Genomic DNA, 14,352 nt, shown 5'->3' on the forward strand with positions numbered 1-14,352 from the left:
ACTGCTGCGCTGGCATCGGCAGTTGATCGCCCGGCATTGGACCTATCCACACGCGCGGCCCGGCAGGCCACCCGTCGATCGGGACATCCGCGAGTTGGTGCTGCGTCTGGCCGCGGAGAACCCGACGTGGGGGCATCGCCGCGTGCAGGGTGAGCTGGCTTGTCTGGGGTACCGGATCGCGGCCAGCACGGTCTGGAAGATCCTGTTCGCCGCCGCGGGCATCGACATGATTCGCACACCACCCAAGCCCCACTGGCGAACGCCTACGCGGAACGCTGGGCCGGCACCGTCCGGCGGGAGTGCACCGACCGGATCCTCATCGCCGGCGAACGGCACCTGGCGAGCGTCCTTGACGAGTACACCAAGCATTACGACGGCCACAGGCCACACCGATCACTCGACCAACGACCACCGAACCCGCCACCACAGGTCGTCGACCTCACCACCGCCCGAGTCCAACGACACCCGATCCTCGGCGGCATCATCAACGAATATTCGCAGGCAGCGTAACCGAACCCCGTTTACAAGCCCCACACCGCCAGCGCCGCCGCGCCGGCGTTGTGCACCGTCACCACCTGTAGGTGCGGCTCCTGCCACATGACGTTGACCTGGTGCGCCGTCAGGATCGGGTTGGCCGGATATCGCAGGACGGGCGCGTTGAGCGACACGACCCCCGCTGTCCCGTCACCGAACTCCACCTCGCGCGTCGTCACAGCGTCTACGGTCGCATCCTGCGGGCCGCTCGCGCGGCGTCATCACGAACTGCGAGCGAACGGTGAACTCAACGAGATGGGAGCAAATCCGGACCGCCATTGCCGCCACCTGAGGAGAATCGAGGGCATGACGAACGAGCTGGTGGTTTTCATCGAGGCACGGCTGGCCGAGGACGAGTCAATCGCCAGCATGATCTCGGCTGGCGGCTATGCACCGCAGGTGTGGATCGTCAAACCGGACCAGCCCGGCGGCTGGCGAGAGATCCGATCGTCTGACCGTACCATCATCCAGGACCCTTGGCAGGCGCACGACGAGGGCGGTGAGCCGGTCGCGGTCGTGCCGGGCAGTCGCAACCAGCACACCCATATCGCCCGTCACGATCCCGCCCGGGTGCTCCGCGAGGTGGAGGCCAAGCGGCGGCGGCTCGAGCGACACAAGCCGGGTTATTCCAGCGGTCAACTCGAGTACGGCAAGCACTACGAGGTGTACCGGCGCGAGGACGGCAAGGCGATCGAGGTGCTGGTTCAGGACGACGAGCCGCGCGAGCCGAACTGGTGCCGAACCTGTAATGAGCCCACGCCATGCCGAGAGCTTCGCAATGAAGCAACGGTGTGGTCCGACCATCCCGACTACCCCGAATGGGCGATATGAGCCAGGGCCGGATCGTCGTTCACCGCCTGCCTCGACCGCGCGACCACGGCCTTCTGCTGGACGGTGCCGTTGCGTTTGCTGATCGGAGGGCGCGTTTGGGCGGGTGAGTGGCCGGTCTCAGATGGCGGTGGCGAGCTCGGTGAACGCCTGTCGGGCTCGTAAATCCGGTTGGGGCTGTGACGTGCGGTTTTGTGTGGAGTCTGCCCCGCGGTAGCGGCGACAATCGAGGTCGTGACCGCGTCGCTGGTGTACCTGCTCCTGCACCAGATTCTGCAGATGCTCACCCGACCCGACCTGCAGCCCGAGGATCGGGTGGTGCTGGCCGTACTGCCGCGGCCACTGCCCGACCGCAATGGTCGGCGTTCTTCGTCACCCCGGCTTCGACACGGTCTTCACCGCCGCGGGTATCGACGTACTCCGCACACCGCCACAAGCGCCGAGGGCGAACGCCTACGCGGAGCGCTGGGTCGGCACCGTACGACGCGAATGCACCGACCGGATCCTCATCGCCGGCGAGCGGCACCTGGCCAGCGTCCTAACCGAGTACACCACCCACTACAACGACCATCGGCCACACCGCTCACTCGACCAACGACCACCCAACCCGCCACCGCAGGTCGTCGACCTCAACGCCACGCGGGTCCAACGGCGCCCGACCATCGGCGGACTGATCAACGAATACACGCAGGCAGCGTAGCCAAACCGGATTTACGAGCCCCACACGCACCGACGGGCCGATCCTGCGCAGCACGCTCGGCACTCGGATGGACCGCCACGCCGCGACGCGCAGGCTCAAGCACCTGGCTGCCACCGCCGGAGTGCGTATGCCGCGCATGCACCCACACATGCTGCGGCACACGTTCGTCACGACGATGCTCGACGCCGGCATCAGCCTGCGCGACGTCCAGATCGCCGCCCGCCACGCCGACCCACGCACCACCATGCGATACGACCGGGCCGCAACAACCTCGACCGGCATCCGAACTACATCCTTGCCGCGTACATGGCCTCGGGAACGTAGCCGCGGCGTACGACTCTGGCTCCCCTCTATGTCAAAGACTTTGTGGTGATCGCGGGTTTCGGCTTGGTGCCGACGGGTCCGGGAAGTGACTTCGCCGAAGATCCGGCGTGGGGATGAGAGACGTGTCCCTGTATCCCCGGACCCGTCGCCGCGGTGTCGACGGCGTCGTTGATCATTTGTCAGTAGACGATGTCGGGCAGGCGCCGTTCAGGCATCGCATCGCTTCCATCGACGCCTTCCCGGCTGCCTTCCCGGCTGCCTTCCTGCGGTCGAAGCAGGCCCGGCCGAGGGTGGCGTTGCGGAGCTGGACGGTGGCCATGATCTGCCGGTTCCCCGCCCCTGAAAGCCGGTGTCGCACCTGGTTACAGTTGCGCCGTTACCTCATCGAGCGCGTCGTTGTAGGTTTTGACCGTGAGGCCGCTGTTTTGCAGGGCGTTGAGCTGCTGCTCGAAGTCGGCTTGGTTGGTGTCGTACTGGCCGCCGTCGGTTTGGCCACTCGGCACGACCCGGTGGTAGACGAGCACGAGCCAGGTGTTGGTGGCTTTGGCCTGGTTGAGCCAGCTCTGAAGCTCGGCCAAGGTGGTGTCGATCTCTATGTTCTGCACCCGGATGCGATAGATATCGAAGTTGTCCTTGCTGTTGAAGCCCTCATCCACCGTGCGGTGCGATCGGTAGGACTTCTTCACTTCGTCGAGTACGGTCGCGTTGTAATCGCCGTAGGGCGATGCAATGTTTCGCACAGCCTGACCGGAGACTTGCTGAAGGTATTGCTGCGAATGGGTCAACTCACTGCGGAGCTGGGCCAGGGGAATCTGCGAGAGGAATGGATGCGTGATGCTGTGCGAGCAGATCTCGTGACCGGCGTTGGCGAAGGCTAGGACATTCTCGGGGGCGCCCGGCACGCCCTCGATGGCCTCGGTCATGTAACACTGGGTGCTCTTGAAGTTCCGGGCCTGAAGTAGTGGCAAGGCCGAGGTGGCATTACTTTCGTGGCCGTCGTCGAACGTCAGCGAGACGAGTGGCCGGTTGAAGCCTGTGGGCGTATACGGCTCGAGGCTGTAGTCGTCGGTCTGCACCCAACCGTTGCCAGTGAGGAAAACGAAGACCGAGACGGAGGCGGCGTCACTCGGCACAGTGAAGGTGTCACTGTATTTTTGCCAGGTCGTCGCGGCGTTCGCGGGCGGCAGGGGTTGTGGCATGCCGAAGTACGCCGCCGTGCCGTTGCTGCGATTGAACTGGGCGACAACGTGCGGTTGTGTGTTGGTCTTGTACCACGCGCTGAACCGGTACTGTTTGTTGGGTTCGAGCGGTAGCGCCTGGTGCATCCATTTGGCGTCGCCGTCCGTGTAGTTACTGACGGTTACCTTGACGCTGTGGCTGCCCGTGTGGCCCTCGCCGACGTAGTCGAAGCTAGCGGTGTTGCTTCCCCACTTGCCGGTGCTCCAGGCCGCCGGGCTACTACCGTTAGCCGATTCGACCGAGGGGTTTGCAATGGGGTTGCTGGGGGTCGGTGCGGCAACGGTCAGGCTGGCATCGTCGAGCGTTAGCGAACCGTTGGCGGCAATGACGTGGAAGACGCTGAGCTTGCTGACGTCGGCCGGGATCGACACGGAAAAACTTGCCTGTTTCCAGGTACTGCTCGCCGCCGCAACGGCCAATGACTCGTAGTAGACAGTGCCGTCCGGCCTGGTGAATTGAACGATGAGTTCGGTCTGCACGCTGGACTGGTACCAGTCACTGAAGGTATAGGAGACGCCTGGGGTGACCGTCACGGGGGTGAAGTACCACTTGGCGTCACCGTCGGTGTAGTTGGTGACCGTAACCTTTACGCTCCGGGACCCGCTATGGCCGGTCGTGAGATAGCTGAACGCCGCGGTATTGCCGCCCCAGTTATTACTGGTCCAGCCATTGGGCTGGTTGGGGTTGGTGGCGGACGCTACCTCTACAGATGAGTTGGCAACGAGCTCGGCCGGCGGCGGGGGCGTCGTGGCTCCGGCCGTCAGGCTGGCATCGTCGATGGTCAGCGAGCCGACCTTGTCGAGCAGATGGAAGACGGTCACACTCTGGGCATTCGCCGGCGCGGTGAAGGTCTGCGTGGTCTGGCCCCAGGCGGTGCCGGTCGTGGCTGGCGCAGGGGTCAACTCGATGTAGCTGAGGCCGCCGCCGGTAGTCGTAAACTGCACGACGAGGCTGGTGCTCACGGTCGCCTGGTAGTAATCGCTGAAGGTGTAGGTGGCGTTTGGCGTGACCGCTACGGGCGTGAAGTACCATTTGGCATCGCCGCTCGTGTAGCTTGTGGTCTGGACCTTGACGCTGCGCGTGCCGCTATGACCGGTGTTGAGGTAGCTGAAGGTGGTTGCGTTCGTCCCCCATGCCCCTGTTTGCCAAGCCGTCGGCGTGGTTGCACTGGCTGCGGTTTCGACCGACGGGTTGGCGATGAGATTGGTGGCCGCCCACCCGCTCGGTGCGTGATAGAGCAGAGCACCCATTCCTATGAGTGCGGCTGATGTGATTGTGAGTAGTTTTCGCATGGTGCCGCCTTTGTCAAGTGCTTCGGGCGTATCGACCCTCAGACCCGACGCTGTGCATGTAGTGCGAATCTGACATAGCGTCTGTTTGCCGGCGATCGTCCCTGGCTGGAGTGAACTGCGACTACTGAAAGAAAGGCCATCTGCACACGAAGTGAGACCGCCTTGAGCGCTGGGACAAGTCGGTAAAGATTTCCTCCACTGGAAGATCAGACGGCTGCTCATGGTACACGGCCTCTACGTCGTTGTATGTCCGGCTCGATCGCTGGCCGACCGGATCGCGGTCCTCGACTACGGACGGGTGGTCGCCGAGGAATCGCAAAAAACTCAAGCGCCGCATCTCCAGGGCCTTTGCAGGACTCTGTTGGTTAATTCGCTGTGATCGGTTCCGAAACCAGCACCTGCTTGCCTTATGTCCTTTATGGGTAGCGCGCCGGGATGTCGATGAGGCCGAGGGCGTCGGACCCGGTAAGTGAGTGCCGTGAGCACTGCAGGCCTCAGCACCCGGTTGTCGGTCTGTATCAGCGTCCCCCTTTCGTGAGGCGGTGCGCGGCGGCTCGGGCAGTACGCCCCCTTCGCTGGTGCACCGATCAAGAACTCGACCCGCTCGCTGCGGTCCGGGTCGACATCGAGCGGTACCTGCGCACACCGCCGACCCGGACGTGATGATCGCCGAGGGCCAGACGGTCGTCGCCCGCCGCACGATGGACCTGGGCATGCAGATCCTCGAGCTGGCATACGAGCACGAGGGCGAACCGTGGCGGCAGGGCGTGTACCTCTCGCAGCGCCAGGAGGTTCTCGATGATGGCGGCGTCGGCGTTCGGGCCGAGGAGGCGGTCGCCGAGCAGCTTCAACCGGGCGGCCACGGTGCGGGACATGATCGGGGTGCTGACGATGAGGCCGTCGCAGTCGACGAGGTGTTCCCAGAGCCAGTCCGCGTCGTCCTGGGCACGGGACTCCGCGGTGCCGGTGGGCAGGCGCAGCTCGTCCAGGCGGATCAGTGAGACCGCGGCGCCCGAGGCCTGAACGGCCTGCAGCGCGGCCTTCAGCAGGATCTCGGCGCTGCCGCGGGCCGCGCCGCAGCTGAGTCCCAGGACGTTCACAGTGACACCTCCGCACCGACCGGTAGGACCCGTACGACGCCCGGTGGGGCGAAAGCAGACAGCATGCCCGTGTACTTGGCGGGGTCGGTGGTCTCGGCCTCGTGGATGGGCACCGCGACCCGGGGACCGACGCGGTGGATGTGCTCGACCGCCTCCGACAGCTTCAGCCACGGGCCGTCGACCGGCACCGCGAGGATGTCGACGTCACGGTCCGGCACGACGAACGCGTCGCCCGGATGGAGCAGGCCGTCGATGAGATAGGCGGTGTTGGTACACCCGGGGACGTCGCCGTACACAGGGGCGTGCAGGCCGCCGAACGCCTCGACCGTCGCCCCGCCGATTGTGAACCGGTCGTGGGCGGCAAAGTCGCCCTCGGACCGCAGCGTCGCCGAGGGGTTGGCGGCCAGCAGCGCGGGGAGGCGGGCCATGTCGACGTGGTCGGGGTGCTGGTGGGTGACGAGGACGGCGTCGAGGTCGCGGACGTCGTCGAACGCCGACATCGTGCCCGGGTCGATGAGCAGCCGGGCGCCGCCGGTCTCGACGAGCAGGCAGGCGTGGCCGAGGTGGGTGAGTCGCATCGTCACTCCAGCTCGCCGGTCCGCGCGACCGACCCCAGCCATCGCAGACTGGGTTTGGGGGTGCGGGCGAACGTGGTGCGGTCCACGGCGACCAGGCCGAACGTCGGGCGGTATCCCTCGGCCCACTCGAAGTTGTCCAGCAGGCTCCAGTGCAGGTAGCCGCGCACGTCCAGACCGTCGTGCAGCGCGGCGGCGAGGCCGGTGAGGGCGCCGCGGGTGTACCGGATGCGCTCCTCGTCGTCGGCGGTCGCGATGCCGTTCTCGGTGACCAGCATCGGCGTCCCGGCGCTCTGCGCGGCGACGTGCCGCAGCGCGAGGCCGAGCGCGGCGGGGTAGTACTCCCAGCCCATCTGGGTCGTGGCGGCCCCAACCGGCGGCACGACGCCGGACGCGCCGATCAGCAGCCGTGAGTAGCACTGCACCCCGACGACGTCGTCGGCCGTGCTCTCGGCCAGGAACTGGTCCTCGTACGTCCAGCGCATCGCGTCGGCGGCCGGGCCGTGTTCCGGGGCGGCGGGCTGCATCACCAGGTTCGCCACGGTCCATCCGGTCCGCAGGCCCGGCACGTCGGCGAGGACGGCGCGGGCGGCGCGGTGCGCGGCGATCAGCCCCTCGACCACTGGCGGGGCCGGCGGCGGCAGGAAGTTCGGCACGGTGGCGCCGGCGCGCAACGCCATGACGGCGGCGTGGATGTTCGGCTCGTTGATGGTGAACGCCCACGGGACGCCCTCGCGCAGGATCGGCAGCACGAAGGAGCAGTACCGGGCGAACAGGTCGGCGGCGTCCGGCGCGGTCCAGTGCCCGGCGTGCACGAACCACTGGGGCATCGTGAAGTGATGCAGCGTCACGACCGGGGTCACGCCGCGGGCCAGGCAGGCGTCGATCATGCGGCGGTAGTGGTCCAGGGCGGCCCGTGAGAAGTGCCCCGGCGACGGCTCGATGCGGCTCCACTCCAGGCTGAACCGGTACGCGTTCAGCCCGGCGTCGGCGACGATCGCGATGTCCTCGCCGTAGCGGTGGTAGCTGTCGCAGGCGTCGCCGCTGCGTTCGGGCACGAACGGTGGCGAGGCGTTCTCCGCCTCCCACCAGTCGTTGCCGACGTTGCCGCCCTCCACCTGGTGTGCGGCGGTCGAGGCGCCCCACAAGAAGCCCGGCGGTACGTTCAGGCTCCCTTGCCCGTCCACTCTCATTCTGCGAATGTTACTTCCACACAGTGAACACGGGAAGAGCGGAGACCGCCCATGGGCCGGCTCGATGGCAAGAAGGTTCTCATCACCGGCACCGGCGGTGGCATCGGCCGGGCCACCGCCATCGTCTGCGCCGCCGAGGGCGCCCACGTCGTGGGCTGCGACCTGCACCCGGACACCTCACAGGAAACGGTCGACCTGGTCCGCGCCACGGGCGGCCGGATGGACGCGATGGCGCCGGTGGACCTGGTCACCGAGGACGGCGCAAGCCACTGGGTCGAGCGGGCCACGCACACGGCCGGTGGGGTCGACGTCCTGGTCAACAACGCCTCCGCGATCCGGTTCGGCGCGATCGACGCGCTGTCGCTGGACGACTGGCGCTTCACCATCCGCAACGAGCTCGACACTCGTCTTCCTCGTGACCCGCGCCGCGTGGCCGCACCTCGTCGCGGGCGGCGGCGGGTCGATCGTCAACATCGCCTCGATCTCCGCGACCCGTGGCGCGTTCTTCATGCCGCAGAACGCGCACGGCGCGGCGAAGGGCGGCGTGCTCGCGCTGACCTACCAGCTCGTCGTCGAGGGCGGGCCGCACGGCATCCGGGTCAACGCGGTCAGCCCCGCGATGACCGAGACTCCGCACACCCGCCCGCTGCTGGCCGACCCCGACGGACCGGCCAGGGCGATCCGGGACCGGGTCCCGCTCGGGCGCTGGGGACAGCCGCGCGACGTCGCCAACGCCGTGCTGTTCCTGGCCTCCGACGAGTCGGCACACGTCAGCGGCGCCAACATCCCCGTCGACGGCGGCGCGGCGGTCGTCGGATGAGCGACCTGCTGTACCAGGGCGATCCCGGCTACGAGCAGGCCCGCGTCGGCCGCGTGTTCAACGCCCGGCGCCCGGACCGCTACCCGGTGGCAATCCTCGCGGCCCGCTCCGACGACGACATCATCGCCGGGGTCCGGGCGGCGGCCGAGCGCGGCTGGTCAGTGGCGGTGCGCTCCGGCGGGCACTCGTGGGCGGCATGGAGCCTGCGGGACGACACGCTGCTCATCGACCTGGGCGGGCTGCGCGACATCACCTACGACGCGGCCACCGGCGTCGCGCCCCACGGTCCGCGGCGGCCTGGACCTGGCGCCGTTCCTCGCCGAGCGGGGCCGGGCGTTCCCCGGCGGGCACTGCGCGTCGGTCGGGCTCGGCGGGTACCTGTTACAGGGCGGACGGGGCTGGAACGGCCGCGCCTGGGGCTGGGCGTGCCAGAGCGTCGTGGCCGTCGACGTCGTGACCGCCGGCGGCGAGCTCGTCCACGCCGACGAGACGCGCCACGCCGACCTGCTGTGGGCCGCCCGCGGCGCCGGACCCGGCTTCCCCGGCATCGTCACCCGCTTCCACCTGCGCACCTACCCGGCGCCCGCGGTGATGTGGCAGGACACCCGCACGTACTGCCTCGACGACACCGTGGAGCTGCTCACCTGGCTGCACGCCGCGCTGCCCGGCCTCGACCGGACACGCCGCACTCGTTCTCCATCTGGTACGGCCGGGCACCCCGGCGGGACCTGCCGGACATGGCGTTCTCCGTCGAGGGCGACGTGTACCTCGCCACGTACGCCATCTACACCGACGCCGCCGACGACGGGCGGTACCGCACCTGGGTCCACGACAGGACCGCCGCGCTCGCCCGGCACGGCGGCGGGGTGTACCTCGGCGACACCGACTTCACGGCCACGACCGACCGCTTCATGAGCGAGGACAACCTGCGCCGCCTCGAAGCGATCCGCGCGGGTACGCGACCCGCACGGCGTCTTCGCCTCCTACCTGGTCGCCGACGCCGAACGGCTCGACGTCCATGACTGAGCCGCGACTGGAGCCCGCCGAGGCGTTGACAGCACGACACGAGCCGGAAACACTGGCGGTGCGGAACAGGGAAAGTAACTCTCGGCTAGTGAAAGTAAGCAGGAGGAACTGACATGACGCGCACCGTGTTCACCGGCGGGCTGGTGTTCGACGGCACCGGAGCCCCCTCCTACCCGGGCGAGGTCATCGTCGAGGGCGGCCGCGTCGTCGGTACCCGCGCCGGCTGGCAGGACGAACACGAGCCCGGCGACACCGTCGTGGACGCGACCGGCTGCACCGTCATGCCCGGCCTCATCGAGTCCCACGCCCACCTCACGTTCCCCTCCGCCGTCGGGCACATCGACCCGTCGTTCAATCCGCCCCTGGACGTGAGCTTCTTCCACCACATCGAGGGCATGCCCAGCGAGCTGGCCCGGGCCGAGCGCAACGCCCGCATCCTGCTCGACGCCGGGTTCACCTCCGCGTACTCCGCCGGGTCACTGCTGCCGATGCCGACCGAGGTGATCCTGCGCGACAAGCTCAAGGCCGGCGCCGTCCCCGGGCCGCGGCTGCGGGCCGCCGGCCTGGAGCGCGACAACCACCCGCAGCGCCCCGACGGGCACGTGGAGCCGGACTGGCAGGGCCCCGACGCGTGCGCGGCGTTCGTCCGCGAACAGGCCGCGATGGGCTTCGACAGCATCAAGTTCCTGCTGAGCAACGACGACGTGTTCGTGCCCGGCGGCAGCCACATCACCCAGTACACCGCGGAGGAGGCGAACGCCGCCGGGGCGCAGGCCCGCGAGTCCGGCGTGTGGCTCAACTGCCACGCCCAGTCCGCCGAGTCGGTCAAGCTCGCGGTGCGGGCCGGGTTCCGCTCCATCTACCACTGCACCTACGCCGACGAGGAGGCCCTCGACCTCCTCGAATCGGTCAAGGACCAGGTCTTCGTCTCCCCCGCGCCCGGCATCATCTACGCCAACGTGCACGAGGGCGAGGAGTTCGGCATCACCCGCGACGTCGCCGAGAGGATGGGCTCCGTCGCCGCCCTGGAGGGCATGGCCGCCATCTACCCGGAGATCCGCAAGCGCGGCATCCGCGCCCTGCCCGGCGGCGACTACGGCTTCCCCAACAACCCGATCGGCCGCAACGCCCGCGACCTCGAGCTGTTCGTCGACGTGCTCGGCTACTCCCCGGTCGAGGCGCTGACCGCGGCGACGAAGCACGGCGGGGAGCTGATGGGCAAGGGCGACCTGCTCGGCGTCCTCGCGCCGGGGTACGTCGCCGACGTCCTCGTCGTGCGCGGCGACCCGACCGCCGACGTGCGCGTCCTGCAGGACCAGGACAACCTCGTCTACATCGTCCAGAGTGGACAGTTCTACAAGCAGCCCCGCCCGTGACGGCACTCCTCGACGTCGTCTACTCCCGCCCGGAGGGCTTCCGGCCGCTGAGCCTGGACCTGTACCTGCCGCCGGAGCCCGCCCGGACCCTGTGCGTGTACCTGCACGGCGGCGGCTGGCGGGTCGGTGCCCGCGCCGACGGCCCCGGCGGCGCGGGCAGATGGGAGCCGTCGTTCTTCCACCGCGTCGCGGGTCTCGGGCTCGCGATCGCCAGCGTCGACTACCGGCTCAGCGCCGAGGCCACCTTCCCCGCCCAGAGCGACGACGTCCGCGCCGCGACGGCGACCCGCGCTCGGCGTGACCGCCACGCGGACCGTCGCCTGGGGCGTGTCGGCCGGCGGCCACCTCGCCGCCCTGGAGGCCCTCGACCCGCGGGCGCCGCACCCGCTGCGGGCCGTCGCGTGCTGGTATCCGCCGACCGACCTGCTCGCCCTCGCCGGCGACGTCGACGACGCCGGCGGCACCGGCGACCAGGGCCCCACCTCCCGCGAGTCCCAGCTGATCGGCGCGCCGCTGCGCGAGCGGCCCGACCTCGCCGACGCGGCCAGCCCCGTGCACCGGGCGCACGCCGGCGCACCGCCGTTCCTGTTCCTGCACGGCACCGCCGACCGGATGGTCCCGCCCCGGCAGAGCGGGCGCCTGGCCGACGCGCTGACCGCGGCCGGCGGGGAGGCCACCGTCGAGCTGGTGCCGGGTGCCGGGCACCAGTTCACCGGCGTCGACGACGGCACCCTGGCCGGCCTGGTCGAGCGGACCGTACGCTTCCTGACGACCGCGGGCGCCGACCGAGGCTGAAATGAACGGGCGCGGCCGGACATGTAGAGGCGACACACCGCCTCCGCATGATGGGAGCCACTCTTGGCACGAGCGCCCAGCGCCGCCCGTTTCGAGGCCCTGTACCGGGCCTGCTACCAGGATCTGCTCGGCTACGCCCTGCGCCGCGTCGAGCGGCCCGAGTCCGCGGCCGACGTGGTCGCCGACACCTTCCTGATCGCCTGGCGCCGCATCGACGAGATCCCGGACGAGCAGGCCCGGCCCTGGCTGTTCGGCGTCGCCCGCAACGTCATGGCCAACCATCAGCGCGCCGACCGGCGCCGCGCCGACCTCGGGGCGCGCCTGCGGCAGGAGCTCGCCGGGGCCACCACGATCGAGCCGCCGGTGCCGCCGGAGATCGCGCACGCGTTGCGTGCCCTGCCCGAGGGCGACCGGGAGGTGCTGCGACTGGTGGCCTGGGAGGGCCTCACCGCCGACGACCTCGCCGTCGCGCTCGGCTGCTCGGTCAACGCCGCCCGGATCCGCCTGCACCGCGCCCGCCGCCGGTTCGCCGAGGCGCTGCGCTCCCCGTCCCTGACCAGCCGTGCCCGTACCAGCTTTGAAAGGAGCCACCGTGACTGACGTCGACGAGGAGCAGGACCACCTGATCCGGCTGCTGTCCCCCACCGTGCACATTCCCCCGTCGGCGCAGGCTGCCGGCGACGAGCTGCTGCACGACATCCTGCGCACCCCGGCACCGCCGTCGCCGTGGCGGCGCCGCCTGCTCGTCGCCGTCCCGGTCGTCGCCGGGCTCGCCGCCGCGGCGCTGGTCGTCAGCGCGCTGCTGCCGGCGTCGGCGCCGGTGGGGCCGATCGGGCCCGCGCCGGCCCATGCGGCGCTCACCGTCACCGAGGACGCCGGGTTCCTGATCGTCACGATCAACGACCCGGCCGCCGATCCGCAGCGGTACCGCGACGAACTGGCGAAACACGGGCTGAACATCAAGATCGAGCTGGTGCCGGCCAACCCGGAGGACGTCGGCAAGGTGGTTTTCGGGGAGCTCGGCGACACCGGCGGCGGACCGACCCTGGAGCCGATCGAGGACCCCGGACGGTGCACCGCCAACGGCGCCTGCCAGGTCGGGTTCAAGGTGCCGCTGAACTTCACGTCCTACGCGGTCGTCGAGTTCGGCCGGACCCCGCTGCCCGGCGAGTTCATCGAGGGCGGATCCGACCAGCAGAACGCGGTCGCCGACGCGCTCGTCGGCAAGCGGGTGTCCGACGCCCGCAAGATCCTCGCGGCGGAGGGCATGACCGCCGAATACCGGGTCGGCTGGGACTCCCTGCCCGCCACCGAGGCGCAGGTGCCCGGCGACTGGATCGTCTACGACACCGCGCCGATCGACACCAAGGTCCTTGTGCTGTGGGTGTCGGCGGACGGCAAGGCACCGCCGAAGCCGCGGCCGAGCGGGTCGGGCGCGGTCCCCGCGCCGAGCGTCAAGGCGGGCTGAGGCCCGCTCATCGCGCCGGGGGCGGGATCTCACCCGACCCCCGGGCGATGTACCGGGTCGGCAGCGTCACCGCCTCGGGCGGGCCGTCGGCGCCGTCGAGGCGGGACAGCAGGAGCAGCGCCGCGCGGCGGCCCATCTCGGCCGGGTCCTGCGCGATGACGGACACCGGCGGGTCGAGCATGTCGGCGAGGGGGAAGTCGTCGAAGCCGACGTGGGCGACGGTGTGGTGCAGCCCGAGGTCGACCAGGGCGCGCCGGGCGCCGACGGTCAGCCAGTTCTGCGCGGTGACGACGGCGGTCGGCGCCGGCGTGGTGGCGAACATCCCGGTCACCGCGAGGCGCGCCGCCTCGGCGGTGTGCACGTCGAGGCGCACCGAGGCGGCCCGGGTCCGGCAGCCCAGCTCCGCCATCGCGGCGGTGAAGCCCTCGTGCCGCTCGCGTGCCGTCCACAGTGAGCTGTGGTCGGCGACGAACCCGATCCGGCGGTGCCCGAGCGCGTGCAGCGCCCGCACGGCCCCGGCGACCCCGCCGCGGTTGTCGGCGGTCACGGTGTCCACGCCGGGCACCGGCGAGGCACGGTCGACGCACACGATCGGGGTGCCGTCGCGGTGCGCGGACTCCAGCTCGTCGTCGGGGGCGCCGGTCGGCACCACGATGAGCCCGTCGACCCGCCGGGTGCGCAGCACGCCCAGCAGCTCGCGCTCCCGCTCGGGCTCCTCGTCGCTGCTGCCCGCCAGGACGAGCAGGCCGCGCTGGACGCCGACGTCCTCGACGGCCCGGTGCAGGGCGGAGGAGAACGGGTTGGCCACGTCCTGCAGGACGAGACCGATGGTGTTGGTGCGCCGGTCGGCGCGGCGCAGGCTGGTGGCGGCCGTGTCCTTGCGGTAGCCGAGCTGCCGCGCGGCGTCCAGGACCCGGCCGGTGAGGTGCGGGTCGACCGGCACGCCGTTGAGGACCCGGGAGACGGTGGCCAGGCCGACCCCTGCGAGGGCCGCGACGTCCTTCATCGTGGCACGCACATGGACATTCATATATGGACATCTTCCATCGTCAAGCGCACACTGTCGAACACGCGTCAGGAAA

General features: G+C 69.7%; 16 protein-coding genes and 4 pseudogenes. 13 read left to right on the forward strand and 7 right to left on the reverse strand.

Going from position 1 to position 14,352, the window contains the following annotated elements; translation table 11 throughout:
- Positions 1-159: 159 nt before the first annotated feature.
- Positions 160-510: an integrase core domain-containing protein gene (locus tag OHA72_RS50405; RefSeq protein ID WP_327003219.1), complete on the forward strand. Its 351-nt coding sequence runs from the start codon at positions 160-162 to the stop codon at positions 508-510.
- An 11-nt stretch (positions 511-521) separates the two neighbouring features.
- Here OHA72_RS50405 and OHA72_RS50410 read toward each other — a convergent pair whose 3' ends face one another.
- Positions 522-713 (reverse strand): hypothetical protein, encoded by a 192-nt coding sequence (locus tag OHA72_RS50410; protein ID WP_327003220.1) that lies wholly within the window; start codon positions 711-713, stop codon positions 522-524.
- 127 nt (positions 714-840) lie between these two features.
- Between OHA72_RS50410 and OHA72_RS50415 the strand changes: the two genes are divergently transcribed.
- The 3 genes from OHA72_RS50415 (at position 841) to OHA72_RS65260 (ending at position 2,435) form a co-directional block, all read left to right on the forward strand.
- Complete coding sequence (locus OHA72_RS50415) at positions 841-1,365, forward strand: DUF6221 family protein (RefSeq protein ID WP_327003221.1); 525 nt, start codon at positions 841-843, stop codon at positions 1,363-1,365.
- Between the two features lie 352 nt (positions 1,366-1,717).
- Positions 1,718-2,062 (forward strand): integrase core domain-containing protein, encoded by a 345-nt coding sequence (locus tag OHA72_RS50420; RefSeq protein WP_327003222.1) that lies wholly within the window; start codon positions 1,718-1,720, stop codon positions 2,060-2,062.
- A 67-nt stretch (positions 2,063-2,129) separates the two neighbouring features.
- A complete protein-coding gene (locus OHA72_RS65260) occupies positions 2,130-2,435 on the forward strand; it encodes a tyrosine-type recombinase/integrase (protein WP_442788418.1) in 306 nt (101 codons plus the stop codon).
- Positions 2,436-2,748: 313 nt separating this feature from the next.
- Here OHA72_RS65260 and OHA72_RS50425 read toward each other — a convergent pair whose 3' ends face one another.
- The 4 genes from OHA72_RS50425 to OHA72_RS50440 all read right to left on the reverse strand — a co-directional run bounded on the left by OHA72_RS50425 (position 2,749) and on the right by OHA72_RS50440 (position 7,785).
- Positions 2,749-4,917: a polysaccharide deacetylase family protein gene (locus OHA72_RS50425; RefSeq protein ID WP_327003223.1), complete on the reverse strand. Its 2,169-nt coding sequence runs from the start codon at positions 4,915-4,917 to the stop codon at positions 2,749-2,751.
- A 587-nt stretch (positions 4,918-5,504) separates the two neighbouring features.
- Positions 5,505-6,017 carry a flavodoxin family protein gene (locus OHA72_RS50430; RefSeq protein ID WP_327003224.1) on the reverse strand — a complete coding sequence of 171 codons (513 nt, stop codon included), beginning with the start codon at positions 6,015-6,017 and terminating at the stop codon, positions 5,505-5,507.
- Positions 6,014-6,595: an MBL fold metallo-hydrolase gene (locus OHA72_RS50435; RefSeq protein WP_327003225.1), complete on the reverse strand. Its 582-nt coding sequence runs from the start codon at positions 6,593-6,595 to the stop codon at positions 6,014-6,016. Before OHA72_RS50435 ends, OHA72_RS50430 begins: the two co-directional genes overlap by 4 nt.
- A gap of 2 nt (positions 6,596-6,597) precedes the next feature.
- A complete protein-coding gene (locus OHA72_RS50440; RefSeq protein ID WP_327003226.1) occupies positions 6,598-7,785 on the reverse strand; it encodes a glycoside hydrolase family 1 protein in 1,188 nt (395 codons plus the stop codon).
- 51 nt (positions 7,786-7,836) lie between these two features.
- On the opposite strand from OHA72_RS50440, the pseudogene OHA72_RS50445 reads away from it, so the two are divergent.
- The 4 genes and pseudogenes from OHA72_RS50445 to OHA72_RS65270 all read left to right on the forward strand — a co-directional run.
- Positions 7,837-8,115: pseudogene (locus OHA72_RS50445) on the forward strand (SDR family NAD(P)-dependent oxidoreductase); the annotation flags it as partial.
- Positions 8,116-8,200: 85 nt separating this feature from the next.
- Positions 8,201-8,605, forward strand: a complete 405-nt coding sequence (locus tag OHA72_RS50450; protein WP_327003227.1) for an SDR family NAD(P)-dependent oxidoreductase — start codon at positions 8,201-8,203, stop codon at positions 8,603-8,605.
- Positions 8,602-8,820, forward strand: a pseudogene (locus tag OHA72_RS65265) (hypothetical protein); the annotation flags it as partial. The gene OHA72_RS50450 and the pseudogene OHA72_RS65265, both read left to right, overlap by 4 nt.
- Positions 8,821-8,908: 88 nt before the next feature.
- A pseudogene (locus tag OHA72_RS65270) lies at positions 8,909-9,028 on the forward strand (hypothetical protein); the annotation flags it as partial.
- Here OHA72_RS65270 and OHA72_RS50455 read toward each other — a convergent pair.
- Entirely contained in the window at positions 8,987-9,169 is a 183-nt protein-coding gene (locus OHA72_RS50455) for a hypothetical protein (RefSeq protein WP_327003228.1), read from the reverse strand. The pseudogene OHA72_RS65270 and the gene OHA72_RS50455 sit on opposite strands and share 42 nt — an antisense overlap.
- Positions 9,170-9,342: 173 nt before the next feature.
- On the opposite strand from OHA72_RS50455, the gene OHA72_RS50460 reads away from it, so the two are divergent.
- The 5 genes and pseudogenes from OHA72_RS50460 to OHA72_RS50480 all read left to right on the forward strand — a co-directional run bounded on the left by OHA72_RS50460 (position 9,343) and on the right by OHA72_RS50480 (position 13,270).
- Complete coding sequence (locus OHA72_RS50460; RefSeq protein WP_327011976.1) at positions 9,343-9,627, forward strand: hypothetical protein; 285 nt, start codon at positions 9,343-9,345, stop codon at positions 9,625-9,627.
- Between the two features lie 117 nt (positions 9,628-9,744).
- A complete protein-coding gene (locus OHA72_RS50465) occupies positions 9,745-11,007 on the forward strand; it encodes an amidohydrolase family protein (protein WP_327003229.1) in 1,263 nt (420 codons plus the stop codon).
- 95 nt (positions 11,008-11,102) lie between these two features.
- Positions 11,103-11,664: pseudogene (locus OHA72_RS50470) on the forward strand (alpha/beta hydrolase fold domain-containing protein); the annotation flags it as partial.
- Between the two features lie 201 nt (positions 11,665-11,865).
- Positions 11,866-12,402, forward strand: coding sequence for an RNA polymerase sigma factor (locus OHA72_RS50475; RefSeq protein ID WP_327003230.1), 537 nt, complete (start codon positions 11,866-11,868; stop codon positions 12,400-12,402).
- Positions 12,395-13,270, forward strand: a complete 876-nt coding sequence (locus OHA72_RS50480; protein ID WP_327003231.1) for a hypothetical protein — start codon at positions 12,395-12,397, stop codon at positions 13,268-13,270. Before OHA72_RS50475 ends, OHA72_RS50480 begins: the two co-directional genes overlap by 8 nt.
- A gap of 7 nt (positions 13,271-13,277) precedes the next feature.
- On the opposite strand, the gene OHA72_RS50485 is transcribed toward OHA72_RS50480, so the two are convergent.
- Positions 13,278-14,300, reverse strand: coding sequence for a LacI family DNA-binding transcriptional regulator (locus tag OHA72_RS50485; protein WP_327003232.1), 1,023 nt, complete (start codon positions 14,298-14,300; stop codon positions 13,278-13,280).
- Positions 14,301-14,352 lie beyond the last annotated feature (52 nt).

It is taken from the genome of Dactylosporangium sp. NBC_01737 (assembly GCF_035963215.1).
Taxonomy (GTDB): domain Bacteria; phylum Actinomycetota; class Actinomycetes; order Mycobacteriales; family Micromonosporaceae; genus Dactylosporangium.